Genomic DNA, 23123 nt, shown 5'->3' with positions numbered 1-23123 from the left:
AGAGATGGAAAAGGCGCCGCATGAAACAAGAGTCGTAGTCGGGATGTCTGGCGGAGTAGATTCATCTGTAACTGCTTTGCTCCTAAAAGAACAAGGGTACGAAGTCATCGGGGTCTTTATGAAAAATTGGGATGATACGGATGAAAACGGCGTATGTACGGCAACGCAAGATTATGATGATGTAATCCGTGTATGCAATCAGCTTGGGATTCCTTATTATGCAGTGAATTTCGAAAAAGAGTATTGGGATAAAGTGTTCACTTACTTTTTAGAGGAATATAAAGCTGGAAGAACGCCAAATCCCGATGTCATGTGCAATAAAGAAATTAAATTTAAAGCTTTTTTGGAGCATGCAGCTGACTTAGGCGCGGACTATATCGCAACAGGTCATTATGCACGGGTAAAATACCGCGATGGTGTGTACAAATTGCTCAGAGGAAAGGATCCAAACAAAGATCAAACGTATTTTTTGAATCAGCTGAATCAGAAGCAACTGTCAAAGGTCATGTTCCCCATCGGGCATCTTGAAAAAAAAGAAGTTAGAGAAATTGCGGAAAAAGCAAACTTGGCAACAGCAAAGAAAAAAGATTCAACAGGCATCTGCTTTATTGGCGAGCGGAACTTTAAAGAATTTTTAAGCCAGTATTTACCTGCTCAACCCGGCAAAATGGAGACGTTGTCTGGTGAGGTAAAAGGGAAGCATGACGGGCTTATGTATTATACGATCGGTCAACGCCATGGACTCGGAATAGGAGGAAATGGCGATCCTTGGTTTGTGGTTGGAAAAAATTTAAAAAATAATATTTTATATGTTGAACAAGGATTTCATAATGAACATTTATATTCAGACTCCATTATCGCAACAAATGTAAACTGGATAACCGGTGTAAAACCAACAGATGAGCTTGTTTGCACCGCAAAATTTCGCTACCGCCAGCCTGATCAGCCGGTAAAAGTGAAAATGATCGGTGATCAAACTGCACAAATTTCGTTTGAACAGCCGGTCCGTGCCGTTACACCAGGACAAGCTGTCGTTTTTTATAATGGAGAGGAATGTCTGGGAGGCGGCATTATCGATAAAGTATTTCGCAACGGCGAAAAACTGTGGTATGTCGGTTAAAGAGATAAGCTGTACCGATCGGAATGAGATTTGTTAACTTGGCGCAGCCTCTTTGCCTTTGGATGTGAAAGGATGAAATGGATGCATAAAAATCAACTGGCTTTAGAAGCAATAAAAGAAGGGAAATGGGAAGAAGCAGCGAAATATTTTGCAGAAGCATTGGAAGAAAATCCAAACGATCCTGTGTTATACGTAAATTTTGGGAATTTGCTTGCCTCTTCAGGTGATGAAGAAAGAGCATTGAAATTTTATGAAAAGGCGATTGAGATTGATAAAGGGACGGCTACTGCGTATTACGGCATTGGAACCGTTCATTATAATGCGGGAGATTATCATAAAGCGAAAACATTTTTTGATCAGGCGGAAAAGTATGGGCTTGCTCATAAAGATGTCTATTTTATGCTTGGAATGTCTCTTTACCAGCTTGAACAGTCCCGTCTTGCACTTCCATATTTTTTGCGGGCGGTTGAGCTGGATGAACAAGATGCCAGCGCTCACTTTCAATATGGTTTATGTTTAGCACAAGCAGGCCACATTCAAGAAGCAAAAAAAGAGTTTGAAAAAACGATCGACCTCGATCAACATCACGCAGATGCTTATTATAATTTAGGTGTTGCGTACGCATTTGAAGAAAATAGGGAAGAAGCTTTAAAAATGTTTGATATGGCGCTTTCCATTCAACCGGATCATTTGCTTGCGGGCAACGGGAAAAGGCTGTTAGAAGAAATGATTTAAACGAAATTAGGAGGAAAGAGGATGGGCGGTCAACAGGAGAGTTTGTTTCATGAGGAAAGTACTCCTTTTGTTCGCGGAGTCATTAAACATATTGTGTTCCAGAATGAGCAAAATTTTTATACTGTTATTAAAGTGAAAATTGAAGAGACGAATGAACAGTTTGAGCAAGATCAAGTGACCGTGACGGGTTTTTTTCCTCTTCTCCAATTACATGACAGCTATACGTTTTTTGGCGCGAAAAAATACCATCCAAAATTCGGCGTACAATTTCAAGCCGAGCGTTTTCAAAAGGAGCTTCCAACTACGAAAGAAGGAGTTATTCAATATTTATCAAGCGGGCTTTTTAAAGGAATCGGCAAAAAAACAGCGGAAGCGATCGTGAATGAACTGGGCGAACATGCGATTTCGATTATTTTGGAGGATCCCGATTCATTAAAAAGAGTGAAGAAGCTTTCAAAGGAAAAAGCCAAAATACTGGCTGAAACACTGAAGGAACATCAAGGTTTAGAAGGGGTTTTAATCGGATTAAATCAGCTTGGCATTGGGCCTGCACTTGGGATGAAAATTTATCAGCTGTATCGGGAGGATACGCTTAAAATCATTCAAAAAAACCCATATCAATTGGTGGAAGATATTGAAGGGATCGGCTTTATTCGAGCGGATGAAATTGGGAGAGAGCTTGGGATCTCCGGCAATCATCCCGACCGGCTGAAGGCGGCTTGTTTGTTCACTATTGAACAAGATGCTGTAAAAGAAGGACATGTATATGTTACAAAAGTTCAGCTGATGGAAAAAGCGAAAAAATTGCTCACCCAAAATGGAGAAGACATATCTGATCAGGATATTGAAAGAATCATTCTTGAATTGGAAGAAGATCGAAAAATTATCGTCGAGGAAGATCGAATTTATTTACCCTCTCTTTACTATGCTGAAGTGGGACTTGCCAATAACATTGAAGAAATTTTAACCCAAAACCAATTTCAAGATATGTTTCCTGAATCAGAATTTTTGCTGGAGTTAGGAAAACTGGAAGAAAAAATGAATGTTCAGTATGCCCCCTCTCAAAAAGAAGCCATTCAGCGGGCTATTCATTCGCCGATTCTTTTGCTGACCGGCGGGCCTGGAACGGGAAAAACAACCGTTATCAAAGGCATCGTTGAAATTTATGCGAACCTCCATGGCCTTTCATTGAACCCAAAAGAATATCAAAAGAAGGAAGAGCCGTTTCCCATTGTACTGGTGGCACCTACTGGACGAGCTGCAAAAAGAATGGCAGAAGCAACCGGTCTTCCTGCCGTCACAATCCACCGCCTTTTAGGATGGAATGGTTCAGAAGGGTTTGAACACAATGAAGATCATCCGATTTCTGGAAAGCTTCTGATTGTTGATGAAGTATCTATGGTTGATATTTGGCTCATGCATCAATTGTTTAAATCGCTTCCTTCGGACATACAAATTGTTCTTGTCGGAGACGAACACCAGCTTCCGTCCGTTGGACCCGGCCAAGTGCTTCGCGATTTGATTCAATCCGGACGAATCCCAGTTGTTACGCTGACAGATATTTATAGACAAGCAGAAGGATCTACAATTATTGATTTGGCCCATTCAATCCGCCAAGGAACTCTTCCAACGAACCTTTTGCAAACGACACAAGACAGATCGTTTATTCCTTGTACAACATCACAAATAAAAGAAGTTATAACGAGAGTAATTGAGAACGCTTTGAAAAAAGGATATTCTGCGAAGGATATACAGGTGTTGGCACCGATGTACAGAGGGATTGCCGGCATTGATCAGTTGAATGAAATGCTTCAGGAAATGTTAAACCCCCCTTCAAAAGAAAAAAGAGAGATCAAGCATGGTAACGTTATTTACCGAATTGGGGACAAAGTGCTGCAGCTCGTCAATCAGCCTGATCAAAACGTGTTTAATGGCGATATTGGGGAGATTGTTTCTATTTTTTACGCAAAAGAAAATGTCGAAAAAGAAGATATGGTGGTCATTTCTTACGACGGTATCGAAGTAACCTATACGAAGCAAGATTTTAATCAGTTTACTCATGCTTACTGCTGCTCCATCCATAAAGCGCAGGGAAGCGAATTTCCGATTGTCATTTTGCCGGTAGTAAAAGGCTACTTTCGGATGTTGAGAAGAAATTTGATTTATACAGCTGTTACAAGGAGCAAGCAATTTTTAATTATGTGCGGAGAATGGGAAGCGTTAAAAATGGGAGTATACAACAATCAGGAGTCGATGAGGCAGACAACCTTAAAAGAGAGGCTGAAAACGTCTGAACTTGCCGAGCTGAAAGAGGAGCTTCCTTTTCCACTAGAAGATGCCAACATTGGGATGGAGAACATCACTCCATATGATTTTATGGAAGAGGGCGAAGGATAATAAATTTGTTCCTTTCCATAAGATCGATAACGATTGACAGATGATGCTACAAACAGGGGACAAATTGTTTAAGCATAAAAAAGCATGCTTTATAGAGACGTATAATTTTTTGGAAAATGGTAACAAATAGTAGTGTGCATAGCGAGAATATACCGGATTAATAAATAATTAAATAAATGAATAAAGAAGGTGTCCCTGTTTGTTAACATGTCCGAATTGTAAAAGCAAAGATATTGGAAAAATCGGAGTCAATCAGTATTATTGTTGGCATTGTTTTATTGAGCTTACCGTTACAAAAGGTATTATTCACACACATCAAGTAGAAGAAGACGGAACACTAAGTTCTTTAGATGACTTGTTTCCTGAAGAAGATCGTGCGATTTGAGGCGCCTAAAATGGGCGCCTTCATGCATATTTTCGTGAGCATTCCTCAAAATAAAAAGAGGAGGGATGCGGGATGAATGAGCGAGAGCGGAAATGGCTTTTCCGAATCATTTTTTTTCTCATTTTATCATTGTTTGTATATATGGTTCTTCAGCTAAAAGTCATTTGGTTTCCTATTTTCAAAATGTTAAAAGCTGTTTTAATTCCTTTTATGCTTTCCGTCTTCATTACCTACTTGCTTCATCCCGTAGTGGAAAAACTTTACCGTTCAGGTGTTCCAAGAACATGTTCGATTCTCATCATCTATTTTATTTTTTTCGGAGGAGTCGGTTTTAGCTCTTATAAAGGTGTCCCAATTTTTGTTGAACAAATGAAAGACCTTTCCGAAAATATCCCTATGTTTACAAAATATTACCAAAGCTGGACGGATAAAATTCATGACGGAACAACCAATTTACCTGGAGAAATTCATCATCGAATTGAATCTTTTATTGCTGGAATGGAAACATCCGTCGCTGCCTTTCTTGAACGGATGCTTTCAAGCATGAAGTCAATTATTGATTATGCTGTTATTATTGGTGTCATTCCCTTTCTCGTTTTTTATATGTTGAAAGATTATGAGAAAATGAAAAAGGCCATTTGGTACTTCACCCCGAAGAAATGGAGACGTGAAGGGAGACGTTTTTTAGAAAACGTCGATGAGTCGCTCGGAAGTTATTTGCGGGGGCAACTATTTGTTTGTTTTCTGATCGGGCTGGCGGCTTCGATTTTGTTTTGGCTGTTTAAAATTAAATATCCGTTAATTTTAGGGACGATTATCGGAATGACCAATATTATTCCTTATTTCGGTCCATTTATCGGGGCGGTTCCTGCTTTGATGGTCGCTGCAACGCTCTCCATTAACAAAATAATTGTAGTGCTTTTCATCATTTTTGGGCTGCAATTTATTGAAAGTAATATTCTTGGCCCTTTCATCGTTGGGAAAAGCCTGCATATGCATCCGATGGTGATTATTATGGCGCTCTTGGCGGGCGGAGAAATCGGCGGAGTGATCGGTTTAATTTTAGCTGTGCCTTTTATCACTGTTCTGAAAGAGATATTGCTGCATATCATCCGTCTGAGGAAAGCGCATTGACAAGCGATTTTTCCTTGTCTATAATTCGTGATAGACATGGAATAAGTGCATGAAAGCGATGACGAATCGAGTATGTTGCAGTCCATCTTAAAAGAGAGGGGCTTCCGAGGCTGAAAGAAGCTCTAGATGAAGGGCAACAGAACGCTAATTCTGAGTGCAGGCAAAACCTGACGAAAATGCCACGTTACGGCAAATGAAGGTGATGAGCAATTGGCTCATAATCAGGGTGGTACCGCGAGTAACTCTCGTCCCTGTGTAAATCAGAGCATTTACATAGGCGAGAGTTTTTATTTTGCGAGAAAAATGAAGACATTTTAGGAGGAATGCCATGAAAAAGCTCACTTCAGCACAAGTTCGTCAAATGTTTTTAGATTTTTTTAAGGAAAAAGGACATTCGGTTGAACCGAGCGCTTCTTTAATTCCGGTTGATGATCCGTCACTATTGTGGATCAACAGCGGTGTCGCAACATTGAAAAAATATTTTGACGGAAGGGTTGTTCCTGAAAATCCGAGAATTACTAACGCACAAAAATCAATCCGAACAAACGATATTGAAAATGTCGGAAAAACAGCACGCCATCATACATTTTTCGAAATGCTCGGAAATTTCTCAATCGGCGACTATTTTAAAGAAGAGGCGATTGAATGGGCATGGGAATTTTTAACAAGCGAAAAATGGATTGGCTTCGACCCAAATAGATTATCAGTTACTATTCATCCGGAAGATGAAGAGGCGTATGACATTTGGAAAAATAAAATCGGGTTGCCGGAAGAACGAATTATCCGTTTGGAAGGGAATTTCTGGGATATTGGTGAAGGGCCAAGCGGACCAAATACTGAAATATTTTATGATCGTGGAGAAGAATTTGGAAACGATCCAAATGATCCGGAACTTTATCCCGGTGGTGAAAACGAACGCTATTTGGAAGTTTGGAATCTTGTTTTTTCTCAATTTAATCATAATCCTGATGGAACTTACACTCCGCTTCCAAAAAAGAATATTGATACAGGCATGGGCTTAGAGCGAATGGTTTCTGTCATTCAAAATGCGCCGACCAACTTTGACACAGATCTCTTTTTACCGATCATTCAAGCTACCGAAAAGATTTCGGGGGAAGCTTATCGAACCGACAAAGAGAAAGATGTCGCTTTTAAAGTGATTGCCGACCATATCCGCACGGTTACATTTGCTGTTGCAGACGGTGCGCTACCTTCTAATGAAGGCAGAGGGTATGTACTTCGCCGTCTTATCCGCAGAGCGGTTCGGTATGCAAAAACGATCAACATAGACCGCCCGTTTATGTATGAATTAGTTCCGGTTGTAGCGGAAATTATGAACGATTACTATCCGGAAGTAAAAGAAAAAGCATCCTTTGTTCAAAAGGTAATTAAAAATGAGGAAGAGCGTTTCCATGAGACTCTCCATGAAGGGCTTGCCATTTTAGCGGATGTAATCAAAAAGCAGAAAGGACAGGGTAGCCGAATAATTCCAGGCGAAGATGTGTTTCGGCTTTACGACACATACGGTTTTCCAGTGGAATTGACGGAGGAATACGCACAAGATGAAGGCATGGAGCTGGATTATGAAGGCTTTGAACGAGAAATGGAGCATCAAAAAGAACGTGCAAGAAAAGCCAGACAGGATGTCGACTCGATGCAAGTGCAAAGCGGAATTCTTGTGGAATTAAAAGAGGAAAGCAAATTTGTCGGCTACAATACCCTGGAAGCAAATGCACGGGTGCTTGTGATCATAAAAGATGGGGAATTAGTCGATCAAGCCGAGAGCGGGGAAGAGGTCCAAATTATATTGGACGAGACGCCTTTTTATGCTGAAAGCGGAGGTCAAATTGCTGACAAAGGAATCATCAAAAATGATGATGTGGTCTTAAACGTAAAAGATGTGCAAAAAGCGCCGAACGGCCAACACTTGCACCGGGCTGTCATCGAAAAAGGCGTTTTGACAAAAGGAGCAGCAGTTTACGCTTCCGTTTGTGCAGAGTCTAGAAAATCCATCGTGAAAAATCATACAGCGACACATTTGCTGCACCAAGCGCTGAAGGACGTGCTGGGCGTACATGTCAACCAAGCTGGATCGCTTGTTGCTTCCGACCGTCTCCGTTTTGACTTTTCACATTTTGGACAAGTTTCAACAGAAGAGCTGGAAGAAATTGAGCGAATTGTAAATGAGAAAATTTGGGAAAGCATTCCAGTCTCTATCGAGCACATGCCTCTTGACGAAGCGAAAGCGATGGGCGCGATGGCTTTATTTGGAGAAAAATACGGAAAAATTGTTCGCGTTGTTCAAGTAGGCGATTATTCGCTTGAGCTTTGCGGCGGATGCCATGTAACAAATACAGCGGAAATCGGACTGTTTAAGATTGTTTCCGAAACTGGAATTGGTGCAGGAACCCGCCGAATTGAAGCGGTGACAGGAAAAGAAGCGTACCGGTTTATGAATGAACAATATTTATTGTTAAAGGAAATTGGGGCAAAACTGAAAGCGAATGTAAAAAATCTGCCGGAGAGAATTGACAGTCTGCAGCAAGAAATAAAAGAACTACAGCGGGAAAACGAATCTCTTACGATGAAGCTTAGCAATCTGGAAGCGGGGAACATCGCTGAAAAAGCGGTAACGATCAACGGTGTAACAGTTCTTGCGGAAAAAGTTCAAGTGAAAGATATGAACAGATTGCGCGGCATGGTCGATGAACTGAAGCAAAAGCTCGGCTCGGCTATTGTTGTGCTAGCAACGGTATCAGACGGAAAAGTAAATTTAGCAGCCGGCATCACAAAAGACTTAGTTGACAAAGGGTTCCATGCTGGAAAATTAATTAAGGAAATTGCAAGCCGCTGTGGAGGCGGCGGCGGCGGAAGACCTGACATGGCTCAAGCGGGAGGAAAAAATCCTGAACGGTTAGCTGAAGCTCTTCGTTTTGTCGAAGACTGGGTGAAATCCGTTTCATAAATTCCAGTCATAGTGTAAAATGGATGTAGACAAGCAGATTCGCTTTTTAGTCTAGGAAAGAGGTGCAAAAATTGAGTTCCTTCGATAAAACGATGAAGTTTAATTTTTCAGAAGAACCTGTTGAGACAAATGTCAAGGAAGTTCTAAGTGCCGTATACAATGCACTGGAAGAAAAGGGTTATAATCCGATCAATCAAATCGTCGGCTATTTGTTGTCCGGAGATCCTGCTTACATTCCTAGACATAACGGCGCACGCAATCTGATTAGAAAAATTGAACGAGATGAATTAATTGAAGAGCTTGTAAAATTTTATTTGAAAAACAACCGTGAGGAATAAAATGCGAATCATTGGGTTAGACTTAGGTTCAAAAACATTAGGAGTTGCGGTAAGCGATGAGCTGGGATGGACTGCTCAAGGTGTGGAAACGATCAGCATAAATGAAGATGAAGGCGAGTTCGGGATTCAAAGACTCGCTGAACTGATAAAGAAATACGAGGTAGAAAAAATAGTAGTCGGGTATCCGAAAAATATGAACGGCACCGTTGGACCAAGGGGAGAAGCAAGCGAGCGCTTTGCCACGCTTTTGAAGGAGCAGTTTCAGCTTCCGGTCATTTTATGGGATGAGCGCCTTTCGACGATGGAAGCCGAAAGATTTCTCATTGAGGCGGATGTAAGCCGGCGAAAAAGACGGCAAGTCATTGATAAAATGGCTGCGGTGATTATTTTGCAAAGTTATTTGGACAGTCAACAATAAATTGAGGTGAAATAAGTGGAAGGTGAAAAACATATTACCGTTATTGATGAAAACGGTAATGAACAACTATACGAAATTTTGTTTACGTTTAATTCGGACGAATTTGACAAATCTTACGTTCTTTATTATCCGATCGGCATCGATGATGAGGAAGACGAAGATGGAATAGAAATTCATGCAGCAAGCTACATTCCCAATGAAGACGGTGAGGGCGGAAAGCTGGAGCCTGTGGAAACCGATGAAGAATGGGAAATGATCGAGGCCGTTTTAAATACATTTTTAGAAGAGGAATAAGCACCGTTTTGCGGTGCTTTTTTTGTTGAGGTGATTTACATCCAAATGAAAAAAACAATTTCTTCCTATAAAAAAATGGAGATTTTTGACGAATAAATGCGTGTATGTAGTATAATAATCGGGACGGAAGGAGGATGAATTGATGGCGGATTCGGATTCGAATAAGGAATTTTTGGATAAGAAACTCCAAGAAAAACTGCATATAGCGAAAATTGTTCGAAAAACTGTGTTAACTGTCCTGATTGCCTTTGTTGTTATATTTGCTGGAGTGATTGGCGGCGGGTATTTATATGTGCGATCTGCATTAAAGCCTGTTGATCCGGATAATAAGGAACCTGTAAAGGTACAAATTCCGATTGGATCTTCCGTATCGCAAATTGCTTCTATTTTAGAAAAAAATGACATCATTAAAAGTGCGATCGTGTTTAAATATTACGTGAAATTTAAAAATGAATCAGGGTTTCAAGCAGGAAATTATCAATTTAATCAATCGATGACGATTCAAGAAATCGTTGAACGCTTAAAAAAAGGCGAATTAATGGGAGAAGCAGCTATTAAATTGACGATCCCGGAAGGATTGCAACTATCAGAAATTGCTGACATCATCGCCAAACATACTCCCTATTCAAAAAAAGAAATTATGAACCAATTAACAAACCAAAAGTTTATCAAACAAATGCAAAAAAAGTATCCTAATACAATAACAGATGACATTTTCAACGGACGTATAAAATATGCATTGGAAGGATATTTGTATCCGGCTACTTATTCGTTTTATGAGGAATCTCCTCCGTTGTCGGAAATCATTGAAACAATGATTAAAAAGACAGATGAAATGCTTGTTCCTTATAGAAACAAAATGAAAGAGCTGAGTCTTTCCACTCATCAATTTTTAACATTAGCGTCTTTAGTGGAGGAGGAAGCGACGGAAAAAGCCGACAGGGAAAAAATAGCCAGCGTTTTTTACAATCGTTTAGAAAAGAACATGCCTCTCCAGACAGATCCAACCGTTTTATATTCATTAGGAAAGCATAAGGAGCGCGTATACTATAAAGATTTAGAAGTCAATTCTCCCTATAACACATATAAAAATAAAGGACTTCCGCCGGGGCCGATTGCCAATGCTGGCAAGCAGTCACTAGATGCTGTAGCAAATCCTGCCGATACAAACTATTTTTATTTTCTCGCAACGAAAGAAGGGGAAGTTATATTTACGAAGACGTTGGATGAGCATAACAAAGAAAAAGCTAAGCATATTACGGAAAAGGATTAAAGGTTTGCGATTCGCATTCCTTTTTCTTTTATGTTAAAATATATCGAGCTAAAAAAACAAACTTGAAGAGTTCGAACAGAACTCTTCTTTGATTAAGGGAGTTTTTTAGGAGTGTCCATTTTGCCAAACAAAAAAATCGAGGAATATTTAGCAAATTTTTCTACTAACAAAGATGAAAAATTAGTTCAATTAGAAGCATATGCAAAAGAGCAGAAGGTGCCGATTATGGAAGAGCGGGCGCTGTCTGTCATGCTTCATATTTTAAAGCTCCATCAGCCGAACAAAATATTGGAAATTGGGGCGGCGATCGGCTATTCGGCGATTCGGATGGCAAAAGCGCTGCCGAACACAAAAATTGTAACGACTGAAATAGATCCTAATCGATTTGAACTAGCGGAACAAAATATTCGAGCTTGCGGTCTTGAAAATCAAATTACCATTTATCACGGTGATGCTCTAGAAATCGTACAGGAAGTCAAGCTTGACGGTCCGTTTGATGCGCTCTTTATCGATGCGAGCAAAGGGCAATATAAACGTTTTTTTCAAGCATATGAACCTTTGCTGTCAAAAAGAGCGGTCGTTTTTTCGGATAATGTTCTTTTTAAAGGACTAGTCGCTGAAGAAATGATAGAATCAAAAAGGTTAAAATCTTTAGCGAAGAAAATTAAAGAATATAATGAATGGCTAATGAATCAGCCCGATTGGGATACCGTTATTATTCCGATAGGCGACGGATTAGCCTTCAGTATAAAAAGGGGTGAAGGGGAATGAAAAAACCCGAACTGCTCGTCACACCTGTAAATGTCAAAAATATTGAGAGCCTTTGCAAAGCTGGCGCAGATGCTTTTATCATCGGCGAACAGCGTTATGGCTTAAGGCTTGCAGGGGAATTTCGTCGAAAAGATGTATTAGATGCGATTGACCTTGCCCATCAATATGGAAAAAAAGTATACGTTGCAATGAATGCAATTTTTCATAATGATAAAGTAGACGAGCTTGCAGATTATGTAAAATTTGTTCATAATGCGAAGGCAGATGCGATTGTATTCGGTGATCCAGCTGTGTTAATGACTGTTAGGGAAGTTGCTCCGGAGATGAAGCTCCATTGGAATACGGAAACAACCGCGACCAACTGGTATGCATGCAACTATTGGGGAAGGAAAGGCGCCAAGCGTGCAGTACTAGCTCGGGAGTTAAGCATGGAAGCTGTCATTGAAACGAAAGAGCATGCAGAAGTGGAAATAGAAGTCCAAGTCCACGGAATGACGTGCATGTTTCAGTCCAAAAGATCTCTTATCGGCAATTATTTTGAATATCGTGGGAAAGCGATGGAAATTCACAATTATAAATACGGCAAAAATATGTTTTTGCATGATAAAGAGAGAAATAACAAATATCCAATTTTTGAGGATGAAAATGGAACCCATATTATGAGTCCGAATGATATTTGCATCATTGACGAGCTGGAGGAACTGGTTGATGCAGGAATTGATTCTTTTAAAATAGATGGCGTGCTGAAAACTCCGGAATATATTGTAGAAGTGACGAAAAAGTATCGAAAGGCGATCGATTTATGCGCTGAGGATCGAGAGCAATATGAAAATGTTAAAGACAAGCTGTACGCTGAAATTGAGGAAATACAGCCGCCAAACCGCCCGTTGGATACAGGATTTTTCTTTAAAGAGACCGTTTATTAAAAAAACGTTAAAGGAGGAGTTCGCATGCCGGTTGTGAAAGATAAAATTTCAACAATTATCAACGGTAAAAGGGTCATAACGAAAAAACCTGAACTTCTTGCACCTGCCGGAAATTTGGAGAAATTAAAAATCGCCGTCATGTACGGTGCTGACGCCGTCTTCATTGGCGGACAAGAGTACGGCTTGCGTTCCAATGCCGATAATTTCTCCATTGAGGAAATTAAAGAAGGAGTTCAATTTGCTAATCAGTACGGGGCAAAAATATATGTGACGACAAACATTTATGCACATAATGAAAACATTCCTGGACTCGATCAATATTTAAAAGCGCTAGAAGACGCGGGAGTGGCAGGGGTCATTGTCGCAGATCCCCTCATTATTGAAACGTGCAGAAAGGTAGCTCCAAAATTGGAAGTCCACTTAAGCACTCAGCAATCCCTTTCGAATTGGAAAGCTGTCCAATTTTGGAAGGAGGAAGGTTTGGAGCGGGTCGTTCTAGCACGGGAAACGAGCGCTGAAGAAATTAGAGAAATAAAAGAAAAAGTAGATATTGAAATCGAAACGTTTATTCACGGTGCGATGTGCATTGCCTATTCAGGCCGCTGCACATTAAGCAATCATATGACAGCGCGAGATTCAAACAGAGGAGGATGCTGTCAGTCCTGCCGGTGGGATTATGATTTATATGAATATTATAAAGGCAAAGAAGTGCCTATGTTTGATGAGCAAGACTCTCCATTTGCAATGAGCGCTAAAGACTTAAAATTGGTTGAGTCGATTCCGAAAATGATTGAAATGGGGATCGACAGCTTGAAAATTGAAGGCCGCATGAAATCCATTCACTATGTTGCAACTGTTGTCAGTGTATATCGCAAAGTCATTGATGCATACTGCGCCGATCCCGATCATTTTGTCATGAAACAGGAATGGCTGGAAGAATTGGATAAATGCGCGAACAGAGAAACGGCTCCTGCCTTTTTTGAAGGAGTGCCTGGTTATCAAGAGCAATTATTTGGCACTCACAGCAAAAAAACAGCATACGACTTTGTCGGGCTTGTGCTTGACTGGAATCCAGAAACGAAAATGGTGACATTGCAGCAAAGAAACCATTTCAGACCCGGTGACGAAGTAGAATTTTTCGGTCCGCAAATTGACAATTTTCGCATTGTCATCGATAAAATTTGGGATGAAGATGGAAATGAATTGGATGCAGCAAGACATCCTTTGCAAATAATCCGCTTCAAGTGCGAGCATCCGCTATATCCGTATAATATGATGAGAAAAGAGACAAGATAGGGGAAGAATCTGGATTTTTTTATAAAAAAGCAAAACGTTTCTTGAACTGCCGATTATTTTGTAATAACATATCATAGATAAATATTTCCTTCTATAACTATGTTATAAAAGATTCTTTTCTGTCGAAAGAACGGCAGAAAAGTTCTTTCATTTTTTAGGAACCATTAGGGGGATATAAAGAAAAGGAGGACTATTATGGCGGAAGAAAAGGTATTTCCTATGACGAAAGCTGGGAAAGAAAAACTTGAACAAGAACTTGAGTATTTAAAAACGGTAAAGCGAAAAGAAGTTGTAGAACGAATAAAAGTGGCAAGATCATTTGGCGACCTATCAGAAAACTCTGAATATGATTCAGCAAAAGAAGAGCAAGCTTTTGTAGAAGGACGCATTACAACGCTCGAAAATATGATTCGCAATGCGAAAATTATTGAAGAAGACACAGAAAATAAAACAACTGTTTCACTTGGAAAATCTGTTACGTTTATTGAATTGCCTGATGGAGAAGAAGAAACTTATACAATTGTCGGAAGTGCAGAAGCAGATCCTTTCGAAGGGAAAATTTCCAATGATTCTCCGATGGCTAAAAGCCTGCTCGGCCGTCAAGTAGGGGAAGAAGTTGTAGTTCAGACGCCTGGCGGCGATATGACAGTCAAAATTGTACGTGTTGATTAATGTTGATAGCCTTTAATATAGTTTAAGATGTGCGCACCTCGTCGAAAATATAAGACGAGGTGTTTTTTTATGAATAAGCGAATAAAATATATAGGCGTCTTCATCATTTTGTTAATGGGTGTTCTCATATATAGACTTGCGCAAATTCAACTGCTTGAAACCGAGTCATTTTCAGAACAAGATGTCAATTTGATGAAAGAAAGCGTCAAACAGAGGACACAAGAAGTAATTATAGATGATGGGCGGGGTCGATTTATTGATCGTGAAAATAAACCTTTGAACGAAACATATTTGCCTACGCTCGTTTTATTTCCATTTCTGAAAAATTATCAATGGCCGATCGATCAATTGGCGGCAGCCATTTCTGTTCGCAAGGATGAAATCGAACAATTATTGAAAGGAACGAAAAATGAACCTATTTTGTTGAATAAAGAAAAAGGATTTCAACTTGATGAACAGGATATAAAAGCCATCAATAAGTTAAAAATTCCGGGAGTATTCGGCATCTTTATGAAAACAGAGCAATCAGACAATATTGCTTCCCATCTTATTGGGATGACAAGCGAAAATGAAACAGAATGGAAAAAAAGATACCCTGACAAAGAGATCACGTCATTAAGTCCTGAAGTAGGCGTGACTGGACTGGAGGAGGCGTTTGATGAATTTTTGCAGCCGGAAGATGCGTCAAGACTTTTATATCATGTTGATGGTCTCGGCAGGCCTCTTTTCGGCGTCAATGTAAAATATATTGCCGATTCCAATCCATTTTACCCAATTGCCGTTCAAACAACGATTGACAAACATTTGCAAGAAAAAGCTGAACAAATTTTAACAAAACATCAAATAAATGAAGGCGGCCTCGTTCTGTTAGACATTGAAAACAGCGAAGTAGTTGCAATGGCCTCCAAACCGGATCTGGACCGGAATGATCCAAAAACATATGAAAATAAAATGCTTTCGGCAATGTTTCCTGGTTCTGTTTTTAAAACCGTTATCGCTGCAGCAGCGATCGACACAAACATGATCAAACCGGAAAGAACATTTAATTGTGACCGGAATGTCTACGGCCAAACAGAAAAAGAGGAAGAAAAGCGGGCTGGAACGCTTACGTTTGAAGAAAGCTTTGCGAAAAGCTGCAATTATGCGTTTGCTACGATAGGTCAGGAATTAATACAAAAAAAGAGCAATATAATTGAAGAATACGCAGAAAAGCTTGGCCTTCTCAGCTTCTCAGGCTGGTCGGGAAAAGTATACCATTACGATCAATTTAAACAATTTCCAAGGGAGCAAAGAGGAACGATTTGGGGAGATGACAGCGACAAAAAGTCAGCAAAGGCCATCGCACAAACCTCCATCGGACAAAAAAATGTAAAGGTTACTCCTCTAGCTGTCGCGAATATGATGGCTACAATTGCTCGCGGAGGAGAAAAAAGAGAAGTGAAAGTCGTGGATAAAATTTTATATAAAAACGGAGAAACGATGTATACATTCAAGAACCATTTGATGAAAGGAGAAAAAATTTCCCCTGCAACATCATCAAAATTAACGGATCTCCTGCTTCAAGTAGTCGCTCATCCTGATGGAACCGGCAGAGCGTTTCAAAGCTTGCCTGTTAAAGTAGCCGGCAAATCAGGCACTGCCGAAACGGGAACATTGAACGACAATGGAAAAAAATTATATCATAAATGGTTTGCCGGTTTTTTTCCTGCGGAACATCCGAAATATGCCTTAGTTGTTGTTGATATGAACAAAACGAGCGGTAGAGCAAAGACAAATGATGTTTTTTACGAAATGGTTGAACAGATTTATAATGTTAATGAAGAATAAAGTATGTTAAAATAATAACTCAAAGATTGGAGAAACAAAGGAGTTGACGGGGAATGGCGGGTTCTCGTTATGAAATTCGGGATAAAAAACGAAAAACGAATTTGATTTTAAATATTTTAATTGGAATTGTCGCCTTACTCATCCTCGTTATTGCTTCTCAGCTTTTTTTGGGAGGCGGTACTGAACAAGCGAATTCCAACAGTGAACAACAAAAAGAGCAATCAAGCTCATCTAAAAATATCGAAGAAGAGACAGCTGAACAATCTAACGATCAGCGGGAAGAAGAAAAAGCAGCTGAACAGAATGAAAGTAATGAAATTAAGGAGGAAGAGGACGAAAATACACAATCAGCAAATAAAGAAAAGGAATCGAGCGATGATCCTTTTGAAGGTGCAACAGTAACTGAAGGAGAAGCAGGTTCCGATGTTGAACAAATCATTGAAAATCCAAATTGGAAACCGATCGGAACAGTCCAGACAGGTGAGCACGTTACGACTTATAAAAAGTCATCTGTAGATTGGAAGGAAATGGAGAAAGCATTAAGCTATGCAACAGGTGTTTCTCTTGAAAATATGCAGACCCTTTGGATCGGCAATAACGGAAGCCCGAATGATGCGAAAGGAACGATTCAAAACAAAGCAGACGGAAAAAAATATAGAGTATCCATTACATGGATAGACGGAGAGGGCTGGAAACCGACTAGAGTTGAAGTATTAAAATAGACTGAAAAACAAAAAAGACCCTCATGTGTAAAAAGCTGACTGTCAAACACTTGAGGGATCTTTTTTTATGATTTTTATAGCTATTCATGATAGAAAGGAATGTTGGAATATGAAAATTGCAATCATTGGTGCAATGGAAGAAGAAGTTCGCATCCTGCGCGAGAAATTGGATTGTACAAAAGAAGAGGAGATTGCAGGCTGCAGTTTTATGATTGGGAAATACAATCAAACTGATACGATTTTATTAAAATCAGGAATTGGAAAAGTGAATGCAGCCGTAAGCACAACTTTGCTGCTGGAGCGATATCAGCCGGATTATGTGATCAATACCGGCTCCGCCGGAGGATTTCATGAGTCTTTAAACGTAGGGGATGTTGTCATATCCACAGAGGTTCGCCATCATGATGTAGATGTGACGGCTTTTGGGTATGAATATGGTCAAGTTCCAGGACTTCCTCCATCCTTTAAGGCCGATGAAAAACTGATTGAAATCGCTGAAAGAAAAGCAAAAGACATTTCAGGAATTCAGACGGTAAAAGGGGCGATCGCAACGGGGGATTCTTTTATGAACGACCCCGATAAAGTAGCTTTTGTCCGGTCTAAATTCAGCCATTTGTACGCTGTTGAGATGGAAGCTGCTGCTGTCGCGCAAGTGTGCTACAAATTTCAAACGCCTTTTGTCATCATCCGGGCGCTCTCAGATATCGCCGGAAAAGAGTCGAACATTTCCTTTGAACAATTTTTAGACAAAGCGGCTTTCAATTCATCGGAATTGGTTCTGAAAATGATTGAAGAACTAAGTTGAATGTAAATGGAAACTATTACAAGCCTATTAGCCCGAATCGATATGTTATTCTTTTATAATATAGAATAACTAATTCGATTAGGTGATATCATGGAGGAGAAAAAATTAAAAGAATTAATAGAAGACTATAAACATTTTGCTCTCGTTCTGCTAGCTGTCGGAACCTTTTTATACATCGGAATATGGATTCCTAATCATTCACCTCGGACCAATATACAAGAAATAATGCTAATCGGAACTTCAACGATGATGTTAGCCAGCTCTATTCTATTTTTTAAATTGTCATCGAAATATCAAAAAAAGCTTGATAAGTTGCAATCTTAATCATTTCTTGAAAAAGGGCTCCAAAAAGTCAGTATAGCTGACTCTTTTGAGCCCCTCTTTTTTGATAAAACATTAGGTGAATGAAGGCGGCATTGCTCTGTTTCATATGAAAACAGCAACTAGCGCTGCAATAAAGGCTGCCTTTTTACAGATTGAAAGCAGTTGTAATGGGCTCTCAACCGTAACGTTCGCATCCTGTCAAATCATGTTACCACCATTTTACGTCAAACAGCGGATTCGCTTTCTGCGATTTTTATTAATCGGTCAATTTTGAGATTCGTTTTTATATCTCGATTTGCGCCAATGCGCTGGAAAACCTGTAGCAAGGTTAATTTTGAGTTTTATGGGATGTCACATATCGGAAAGCCACTTTAAAATGAATTTTGCAGATATACGCGAGTAAATCATTCAGGAACTCTCGCAAATTTCGCACAAAATCTCGTTGAAAATGCTTTTCCTTTTATTCTTTTGACATCTTTTTTTCTTTTTCATTTCGGTAAAACTCATGAAACATTTTCATAAGTGCCCTTTTTTCGATTCTGGAAACATAACTTCTCGAAATGCCGAGCTCTTTTGCAATTTCACGCTGCGTTTTTTCCTGCTGCGTATTCAATCCAAACCGCCCGATAATGACTTCTTTTTCTCTTTCGTCTAGAATCGATAAATATTTCTTAATTTTTTCCAGCTCCATATTCAATTGAATCGTGTCGATAATATCTTCATTTTCTGATTTTAGCACATCTATTAAACTGATTTCGTTTCCTTCTTTATCTTGGCCAATAGGATCGTGTAGGGAAACATCTTTTTTTGTTTTTTTTAAGGAACGGAGATGCATTAAAATTTCATTTTCAATGCATCTTGCGGCATATGTAGCAAGCTTTGTCCCTTTGTTTTCGGAATAGCTTTCAATCGCTTTAATTAAACCAATTGTGCCGATGGATATGAGATCTTCCGAGTCTTCACCTGTATTTTCAAATTTTTTGACAATATGAGCGACAAGGCGCAAATTATGTTCAATTAATATATTTCTTGCTTCGTCATTTCCTTCGGCCATCAGGCGGAGATATTTTTTTTCTTCATTTGGGGAAAGCGGTTGAGGGAAAGCATTGTTTTTTACATATGAAACGAGAAAAACCAATTCTTTTATAAAATAGCTTAGTGCAGTCAAAATTCCAGACATGTTTTTCACCCCCGCATTACGTATTATTAAATTGTATGTGATTGCGGCTTTGTCCTTGTATGTCCTTCATGAAAAAGGGGAAAGAGTATGGAAAACAGCTGAGTTTTAGTTATAATGAGACAGTGAAGAAAAATGGATTGGTATCGGAGATCATCAGTTGAAAGGTATTAAGTCATTGTGGATTGACATCAACGATTATCTGTTAAAGGAGTTTAGCGGCTGTGGAACATGCAGCCATGCGCCGGGGGTAGGTTTTTAAGCAAAAAAAAAGACACCGCTAAGACGATGCTTTTAATAAGTGAGAGAGCGAGCGGCGCTTTATTTCCAATTCTATTAATTCGATGAATTCTTTGCTAAGCCTCATTTCGGTTGCTTTATAGTAAGATTCAATTAAAAATTCGTCCGATAAATTTTTCATAGAAGCGATCATGTTATGGAGAAAGCACCTCCTTTATTTATTACCATAAATTTACCATGTTTTTTAATAGAGAACAACCGTTCTGTTATCCACAGCCTTCGGTGGAAAAGCTGTGGGTAGTTTGTTTATATACTTTACTAAAGATTGATATGAATAGGTGGATATTGTGTATAAAATTATCCACAGCTGTTGAATATGTTAAAAAATTGTCGAATTTTTTTTGTGAAAACAATATTGTTTTGAAAGTAAACTCGAAATTCGGTATGATGAAAAATAGTTTAACAGTAGTCTATTTATTGAATTAAGAGGTGTTCAATTTGCTGAAAAGGTTTTTGCCCGGAGAATATGCGAAAAGCGTTTTTCATATTTATCCTCATTTTTTAAAGGAAAAAGGTATAAAAGGTATTATTACCGATTTAGATAATACTTTAGTAGAATGGGACAGGCCGAACGCAACTCCGAAATTGAAAAATTGGTTTGAAATGATGGAACAGAACGGGATTAAAGTGACAATTGTTTCAAATAATAACGAAAAACGCGTCCGTTCGTTTTCTGAACCGCTGAATATTCCGTTCATTTCGAAAGCGGGAAAACCCCGTGCAAAAGCGTTTAAAAAAGCGGCTGAGCAGATGGGGCTGAAAAAAGAAGAAGTTGTTGTGATCGGCGACCAGCTGCTGACAGATGTTCTCGGAGGGAATCTCTGCGGTTTTCATACGATTTTAGTTGTGCCTGTATCGTCTACTGACGGCTTTTGGACCCGGATCAACAGGAAAATTGAAAGGAAAATTTTAAAATTGTTAAAACAGAAAGGCATGCTGCATTGGGAGGAGTGATGAGTTTGGATGAGAAGGTTTGCGTCGGGTGCGGAGTAAAAATTCAAACGGAAGATCCATCTGAAATTGGATATGCTCCAAAAGCTGCTCTTGAGAAAGAACAGCCGATCTGCCAAAGGTGTTTTCGGCTGAAACATTATAACGAAATTCAAGATGTCTCGTTAACAAATGAGGACTTTTTAAAAATTTTGCACGGCATTGGCAATACGAAAGCTCTTGTTGTGAAGGTTGTCGACATTTTTGATTTTAACGGAAGCTGGATCAACGGCATACAGCGTTTTATCGGCTACAATCCAGTCATTTTAATCGGCAATAAAGCAGATCTCCTTCCAAAATCGGTGAAAAAAGAAAAGGTTATTCGTTGGATGAAGAGAGAAGCAAAAGAGTATGGATTAACGCCATTGGATGTGCTTTTAATCAGCTCAGAAAAGGGACATGGCATTAAAGAAGCGGCAGAGCAAATAGATCATTATCGCAACGGAGAAAACGTGTATGTTGTTGGATGTACAAATGTTGGGAAATCAACTTTTATTAATCGAATCTTGAAGGAGGTTACGGGAGAAGGGGATATCATTACAACTTCCCATTATCCCGGCACAACGCTCAATCTAATTGAAATTCCGTTAGATGACGGCGCAGTTTTATACGATACACCAGGCATTATCAATGATCATCAGATGGCGCACTTTATTGATAAGCGCGACCTAAAGCTTCTATCGCTGAAAAAAGAAATTAAGCCTAGAGTGTTCCAGTTAAATGAAAGGCAAACTTTATACTTCGGCGGATTGGCAAGACTGGATTATATAAAGGGAGGACGTTCCTCCATTGTGTGCTATATTCCGAACAGCATTGACATTCATCGAACAAAACTGGAGAAGGCGGATCATTTATATGCAACACATTTAGGGGAGCTTTTAACCCCTCCTAGTAAAGAAGCAGTCGAATCCTTTCCAGAACTTGTCCCGCACGAATTCACTATAAATGGAAAAAAGAAAGATATCGTGTTTTCAGGTCTTGGATGGGTAACGATCCACGATGGACCGAAAAGAGTCGTTGCTTATGCACCTAAAGATGTACATGTGGGCGTCCGTCATTCATTAATATAAAAACAAAAAGGTGGAGAGGATTTCAAATGGAGCAAGTTTACGGAGTAATAGGCGACCCGATCGGTCATTCGCTTTCCCCTCTCATTCATAACGATGCTTTCGATTACTTAAATATGAATGCCCGCTATCACGCATTTCAAGTAAAAGGGGAAGAGCTTGAACAAGCGGTAAAAGGGATGAAGGCTCTTGGCATAAAGGGGTTTAATGTAACGGTTCCACATAAAGTGTCAATCATTCCTTTTCTTGATGAATTGGATGAATCGGCTCAATTGCTTCACGCGGTAAATACAGTAAAAAACGAAGACGGGAGATTAATCGGTTTTAACACAGACGGATACGGATTTTACCTGTCATTGAAAGAGCATATTGACAATACCAATCCCCGAGATTTAAAAGTGCTGCTGATCGGGGCGGGCGGAGCCGCTCGGGCGATCTATACAACGCTGGCGAAAGAAGGCTTTGCGTTCATTGATATTGTAAACAGAACAGCAGAGCGGGCTCATCTGTTAAAGGAAAACTGCAGCTATGAGACAAAAGGAAACGTTTATTCATTCCAACAACTCGATCAAACGTCCAATGAATATGATGTCATCATTCAAACGACATCCATCGGGATGAAGCCAAATATCGAAGAAAAGCCGATTGAATTAACCGGACGCGTTCACGGCGGAACTGTCGTTGCTGATATCATTTATAATCCGCTGAAAACGATGTTATTAAAAGAGGCTGAAAAGCTGGGCCTTAAAGCTGTTGACGGAGTAGGAATGTTTGTTTATCAAGGGGCATGTGCGTTTCAAATATGGACGAATGTGGAACCTGATGTCAGTCGAATGAAAAAGCTCGTATATGAAAAATTAGGAGGAAAATCATGACTTTAACTGGAAAACAAAAACGTTTTTTACGCTCTCTTGCACATCATCTGAACCCGATTTTCCAAATTGGAAAGGGCGGAGTAAATTCAAATTTGCTTCAGCAGGTGAACGATTGTTTAGAAGCAAGAGAGCTCATAAAAGTGAACGTGCTGAAAAATTGTGATGAAGACAAAGCAGCAGTTGCTCAAGCACTTGTTGATGGGACAAATGCCCATCTCGTCCAAATCATCGGAAATGTCATTGTTTTATATAAAGAATCAAAAGAAAAAAAACAAATCATTTTGCCTGAATAAACGAACGGATGGTGCGGAA

24 protein-coding genes and 1 other annotated feature are annotated in these 23123 nt (G+C 39.5%); of the genes, 22 read left to right on the top strand and 2 right to left on the bottom strand.

Features of this window, described 5'->3' with window-relative positions; genetic code table 11:
* Window positions 1-4 precede the first annotated feature (4 nt).
* The 18 genes from mnmA (at window position 5) to NSU19_RS13625 (ending at window position 18402) form a co-directional block, all read left to right on the top strand.
* Window positions 5-1120, top strand: coding sequence for a tRNA 2-thiouridine(34) synthase MnmA (gene mnmA, locus NSU19_RS13710; protein WP_063387989.1), 1116 nt, complete (start codon window positions 5-7; stop codon window positions 1118-1120).
* An 81-nt stretch (window positions 1121-1201) separates the two neighbouring features.
* Window positions 1202-1855 (top strand): tetratricopeptide repeat protein, encoded by a 654-nt coding sequence (locus tag NSU19_RS13705; protein WP_339196911.1) that lies wholly within the window; start codon window positions 1202-1204, stop codon window positions 1853-1855.
* Between the two features lie 21 nt (window positions 1856-1876).
* Window positions 1877-4252 carry an ATP-dependent RecD-like DNA helicase gene (locus tag NSU19_RS13700; protein ID WP_339196909.1) on the top strand — a complete coding sequence of 792 codons (2376 nt, stop codon included), beginning with the start codon at window positions 1877-1879 and terminating at the stop codon, window positions 4250-4252.
* A gap of 199 nt (window positions 4253-4451) precedes the next feature.
* Window positions 4452-4637 carry a hypothetical protein gene (locus NSU19_RS13695; RefSeq protein ID WP_094246265.1) on the top strand — a complete coding sequence of 62 codons (186 nt, stop codon included), beginning with the start codon at window positions 4452-4454 and terminating at the stop codon, window positions 4635-4637.
* Between the two features lie 72 nt (window positions 4638-4709).
* Window positions 4710-5771, top strand: coding sequence for an AI-2E family transporter (locus tag NSU19_RS13690; protein ID WP_339196906.1), 1062 nt, complete (start codon window positions 4710-4712; stop codon window positions 5769-5771).
* Window positions 5772-5820: 49 nt separating this feature from the next.
* Window positions 5821-6027: a binding site (T-box leader), on the top strand.
* Between the two features lie 72 nt (window positions 6028-6099).
* A complete protein-coding gene (gene alaS, locus NSU19_RS13685) occupies window positions 6100-8736 on the top strand; it encodes an alanine--tRNA ligase (protein WP_339193149.1) in 2637 nt (878 codons plus the stop codon).
* A gap of 71 nt (window positions 8737-8807) precedes the next feature.
* Window positions 8808-9074 carry an IreB family regulatory phosphoprotein gene (locus NSU19_RS13680; protein WP_063387994.1) on the top strand — a complete coding sequence of 89 codons (267 nt, stop codon included), beginning with the start codon at window positions 8808-8810 and terminating at the stop codon, window positions 9072-9074.
* A gap of 1 nt (window position 9075) precedes the next feature.
* A complete protein-coding gene (gene ruvX, locus NSU19_RS13675) occupies window positions 9076-9492 on the top strand; it encodes a Holliday junction resolvase RuvX (RefSeq protein ID WP_339196903.1) in 417 nt (138 codons plus the stop codon).
* A gap of 15 nt (window positions 9493-9507) precedes the next feature.
* Complete coding sequence (locus NSU19_RS13670; RefSeq protein ID WP_063387996.1) at window positions 9508-9786, top strand: DUF1292 domain-containing protein; 279 nt, start codon at window positions 9508-9510, stop codon at window positions 9784-9786.
* 142 nt (window positions 9787-9928) lie between these two features.
* Window positions 9929-11059, top strand: coding sequence for an endolytic transglycosylase MltG (gene mltG / locus NSU19_RS13665; RefSeq protein WP_144596735.1), 1131 nt, complete (start codon window positions 9929-9931; stop codon window positions 11057-11059).
* Between the two features lie 120 nt (window positions 11060-11179).
* Entirely contained in the window at window positions 11180-11830 is a 651-nt protein-coding gene (locus tag NSU19_RS13660) for an O-methyltransferase (protein ID WP_339196900.1), read from the top strand.
* On the top strand, window positions 11827-12756 hold the full coding sequence (locus tag NSU19_RS13655; RefSeq protein WP_144596739.1) for a peptidase U32 family protein: 930 nt from the start codon (window positions 11827-11829) through the stop codon (window positions 12754-12756). The genes NSU19_RS13660 and NSU19_RS13655 overlap by 4 nt, the downstream gene beginning before the upstream one ends.
* Before the next feature lie 24 nt (window positions 12757-12780).
* Window positions 12781-14052, top strand: coding sequence for a U32 family peptidase (locus tag NSU19_RS13650; RefSeq protein WP_066250540.1), 1272 nt, complete (start codon window positions 12781-12783; stop codon window positions 14050-14052).
* A gap of 195 nt (window positions 14053-14247) precedes the next feature.
* Window positions 14248-14724 carry a transcription elongation factor GreA gene (gene greA, locus NSU19_RS13645; protein WP_063388001.1) on the top strand — a complete coding sequence of 159 codons (477 nt, stop codon included), beginning with the start codon at window positions 14248-14250 and terminating at the stop codon, window positions 14722-14724.
* 69 nt (window positions 14725-14793) lie between these two features.
* Window positions 14794-16551: a penicillin-binding protein 2 gene (locus NSU19_RS13640; protein WP_144596741.1), complete on the top strand. Its 1758-nt coding sequence runs from the start codon at window positions 14794-14796 to the stop codon at window positions 16549-16551.
* A 53-nt stretch (window positions 16552-16604) separates the two neighbouring features.
* The gene (locus NSU19_RS13635) at window positions 16605-17273 is read left to right on the top strand and encodes a DUF1510 family protein (RefSeq protein WP_339196895.1); all 669 of its coding nucleotides are present in this window, start codon (window positions 16605-16607) and stop codon (window positions 17271-17273) included.
* A gap of 109 nt (window positions 17274-17382) precedes the next feature.
* A complete protein-coding gene (gene mtnN, locus NSU19_RS13630; RefSeq protein ID WP_063388168.1) occupies window positions 17383-18078 on the top strand; it encodes a 5'-methylthioadenosine/S-adenosylhomocysteine nucleosidase in 696 nt (231 codons plus the stop codon).
* 90 nt (window positions 18079-18168) lie between these two features.
* On the top strand, window positions 18169-18402 hold the full coding sequence (locus NSU19_RS13625; RefSeq protein WP_063388004.1) for a YrhC family protein: 234 nt from the start codon (window positions 18169-18171) through the stop codon (window positions 18400-18402).
* Window positions 18403-18862: 460 nt separating this feature from the next.
* On the opposite strand, the gene sigK is transcribed toward NSU19_RS13625, so the two are convergent.
* Together sigK and NSU19_RS13615 are read right to left on the bottom strand one after the other, a co-directional pair.
* Window positions 18863-19582 carry an RNA polymerase sporulation sigma factor SigK gene (sigK, locus tag NSU19_RS13620; RefSeq protein WP_063388005.1) on the bottom strand — a complete coding sequence of 240 codons (720 nt, stop codon included), beginning with the start codon at window positions 19580-19582 and terminating at the stop codon, window positions 18863-18865.
* 277 nt (window positions 19583-19859) lie between these two features.
* Window positions 19860-20000 carry a sporulation histidine kinase inhibitor Sda gene (locus NSU19_RS13615; RefSeq protein WP_063388169.1) on the bottom strand — a complete coding sequence of 47 codons (141 nt, stop codon included), beginning with the start codon at window positions 19998-20000 and terminating at the stop codon, window positions 19860-19862.
* Window positions 20001-20317: 317 nt separating this feature from the next.
* On the opposite strand from NSU19_RS13615, the gene NSU19_RS13610 reads away from it, so the two are divergent.
* The 4 genes from NSU19_RS13610 to yhbY are packed head-to-tail and all read left to right on the top strand — an operon-like array spanning window position 20318 to window position 23104.
* Window positions 20318-20833 carry a YqeG family HAD IIIA-type phosphatase gene (locus tag NSU19_RS13610; protein WP_063388006.1) on the top strand — a complete coding sequence of 172 codons (516 nt, stop codon included), beginning with the start codon at window positions 20318-20320 and terminating at the stop codon, window positions 20831-20833.
* A gap of 5 nt (window positions 20834-20838) precedes the next feature.
* Complete coding sequence (gene yqeH / locus NSU19_RS13605) at window positions 20839-21939, top strand: ribosome biogenesis GTPase YqeH (protein WP_339196891.1); 1101 nt, start codon at window positions 20839-20841, stop codon at window positions 21937-21939.
* 26 nt (window positions 21940-21965) lie between these two features.
* On the top strand, window positions 21966-22811 hold the full coding sequence (gene aroE / locus NSU19_RS13600; RefSeq protein ID WP_327848035.1) for a shikimate dehydrogenase: 846 nt from the start codon (window positions 21966-21968) through the stop codon (window positions 22809-22811).
* Window positions 22808-23104, top strand: coding sequence for a ribosome assembly RNA-binding protein YhbY (yhbY, locus tag NSU19_RS13595; protein WP_063388009.1), 297 nt, complete (start codon window positions 22808-22810; stop codon window positions 23102-23104). The genes aroE and yhbY overlap by 4 nt, the downstream gene beginning before the upstream one ends.
* Window positions 23105-23123 lie beyond the last annotated feature (19 nt).

Origin of the sequence: Aeribacillus sp. FSL k6-2211 (assembly GCF_037966125.1) — a bacterium.
GTDB classification, from domain to species: domain Bacteria; phylum Bacillota; class Bacilli; order Bacillales; family Aeribacillaceae; genus Aeribacillus; species Aeribacillus composti.
The sequence above is the reverse complement of the archived record's forward strand: the minus strand, read 5'-3'. Positions and strand labels throughout refer to the sequence as shown.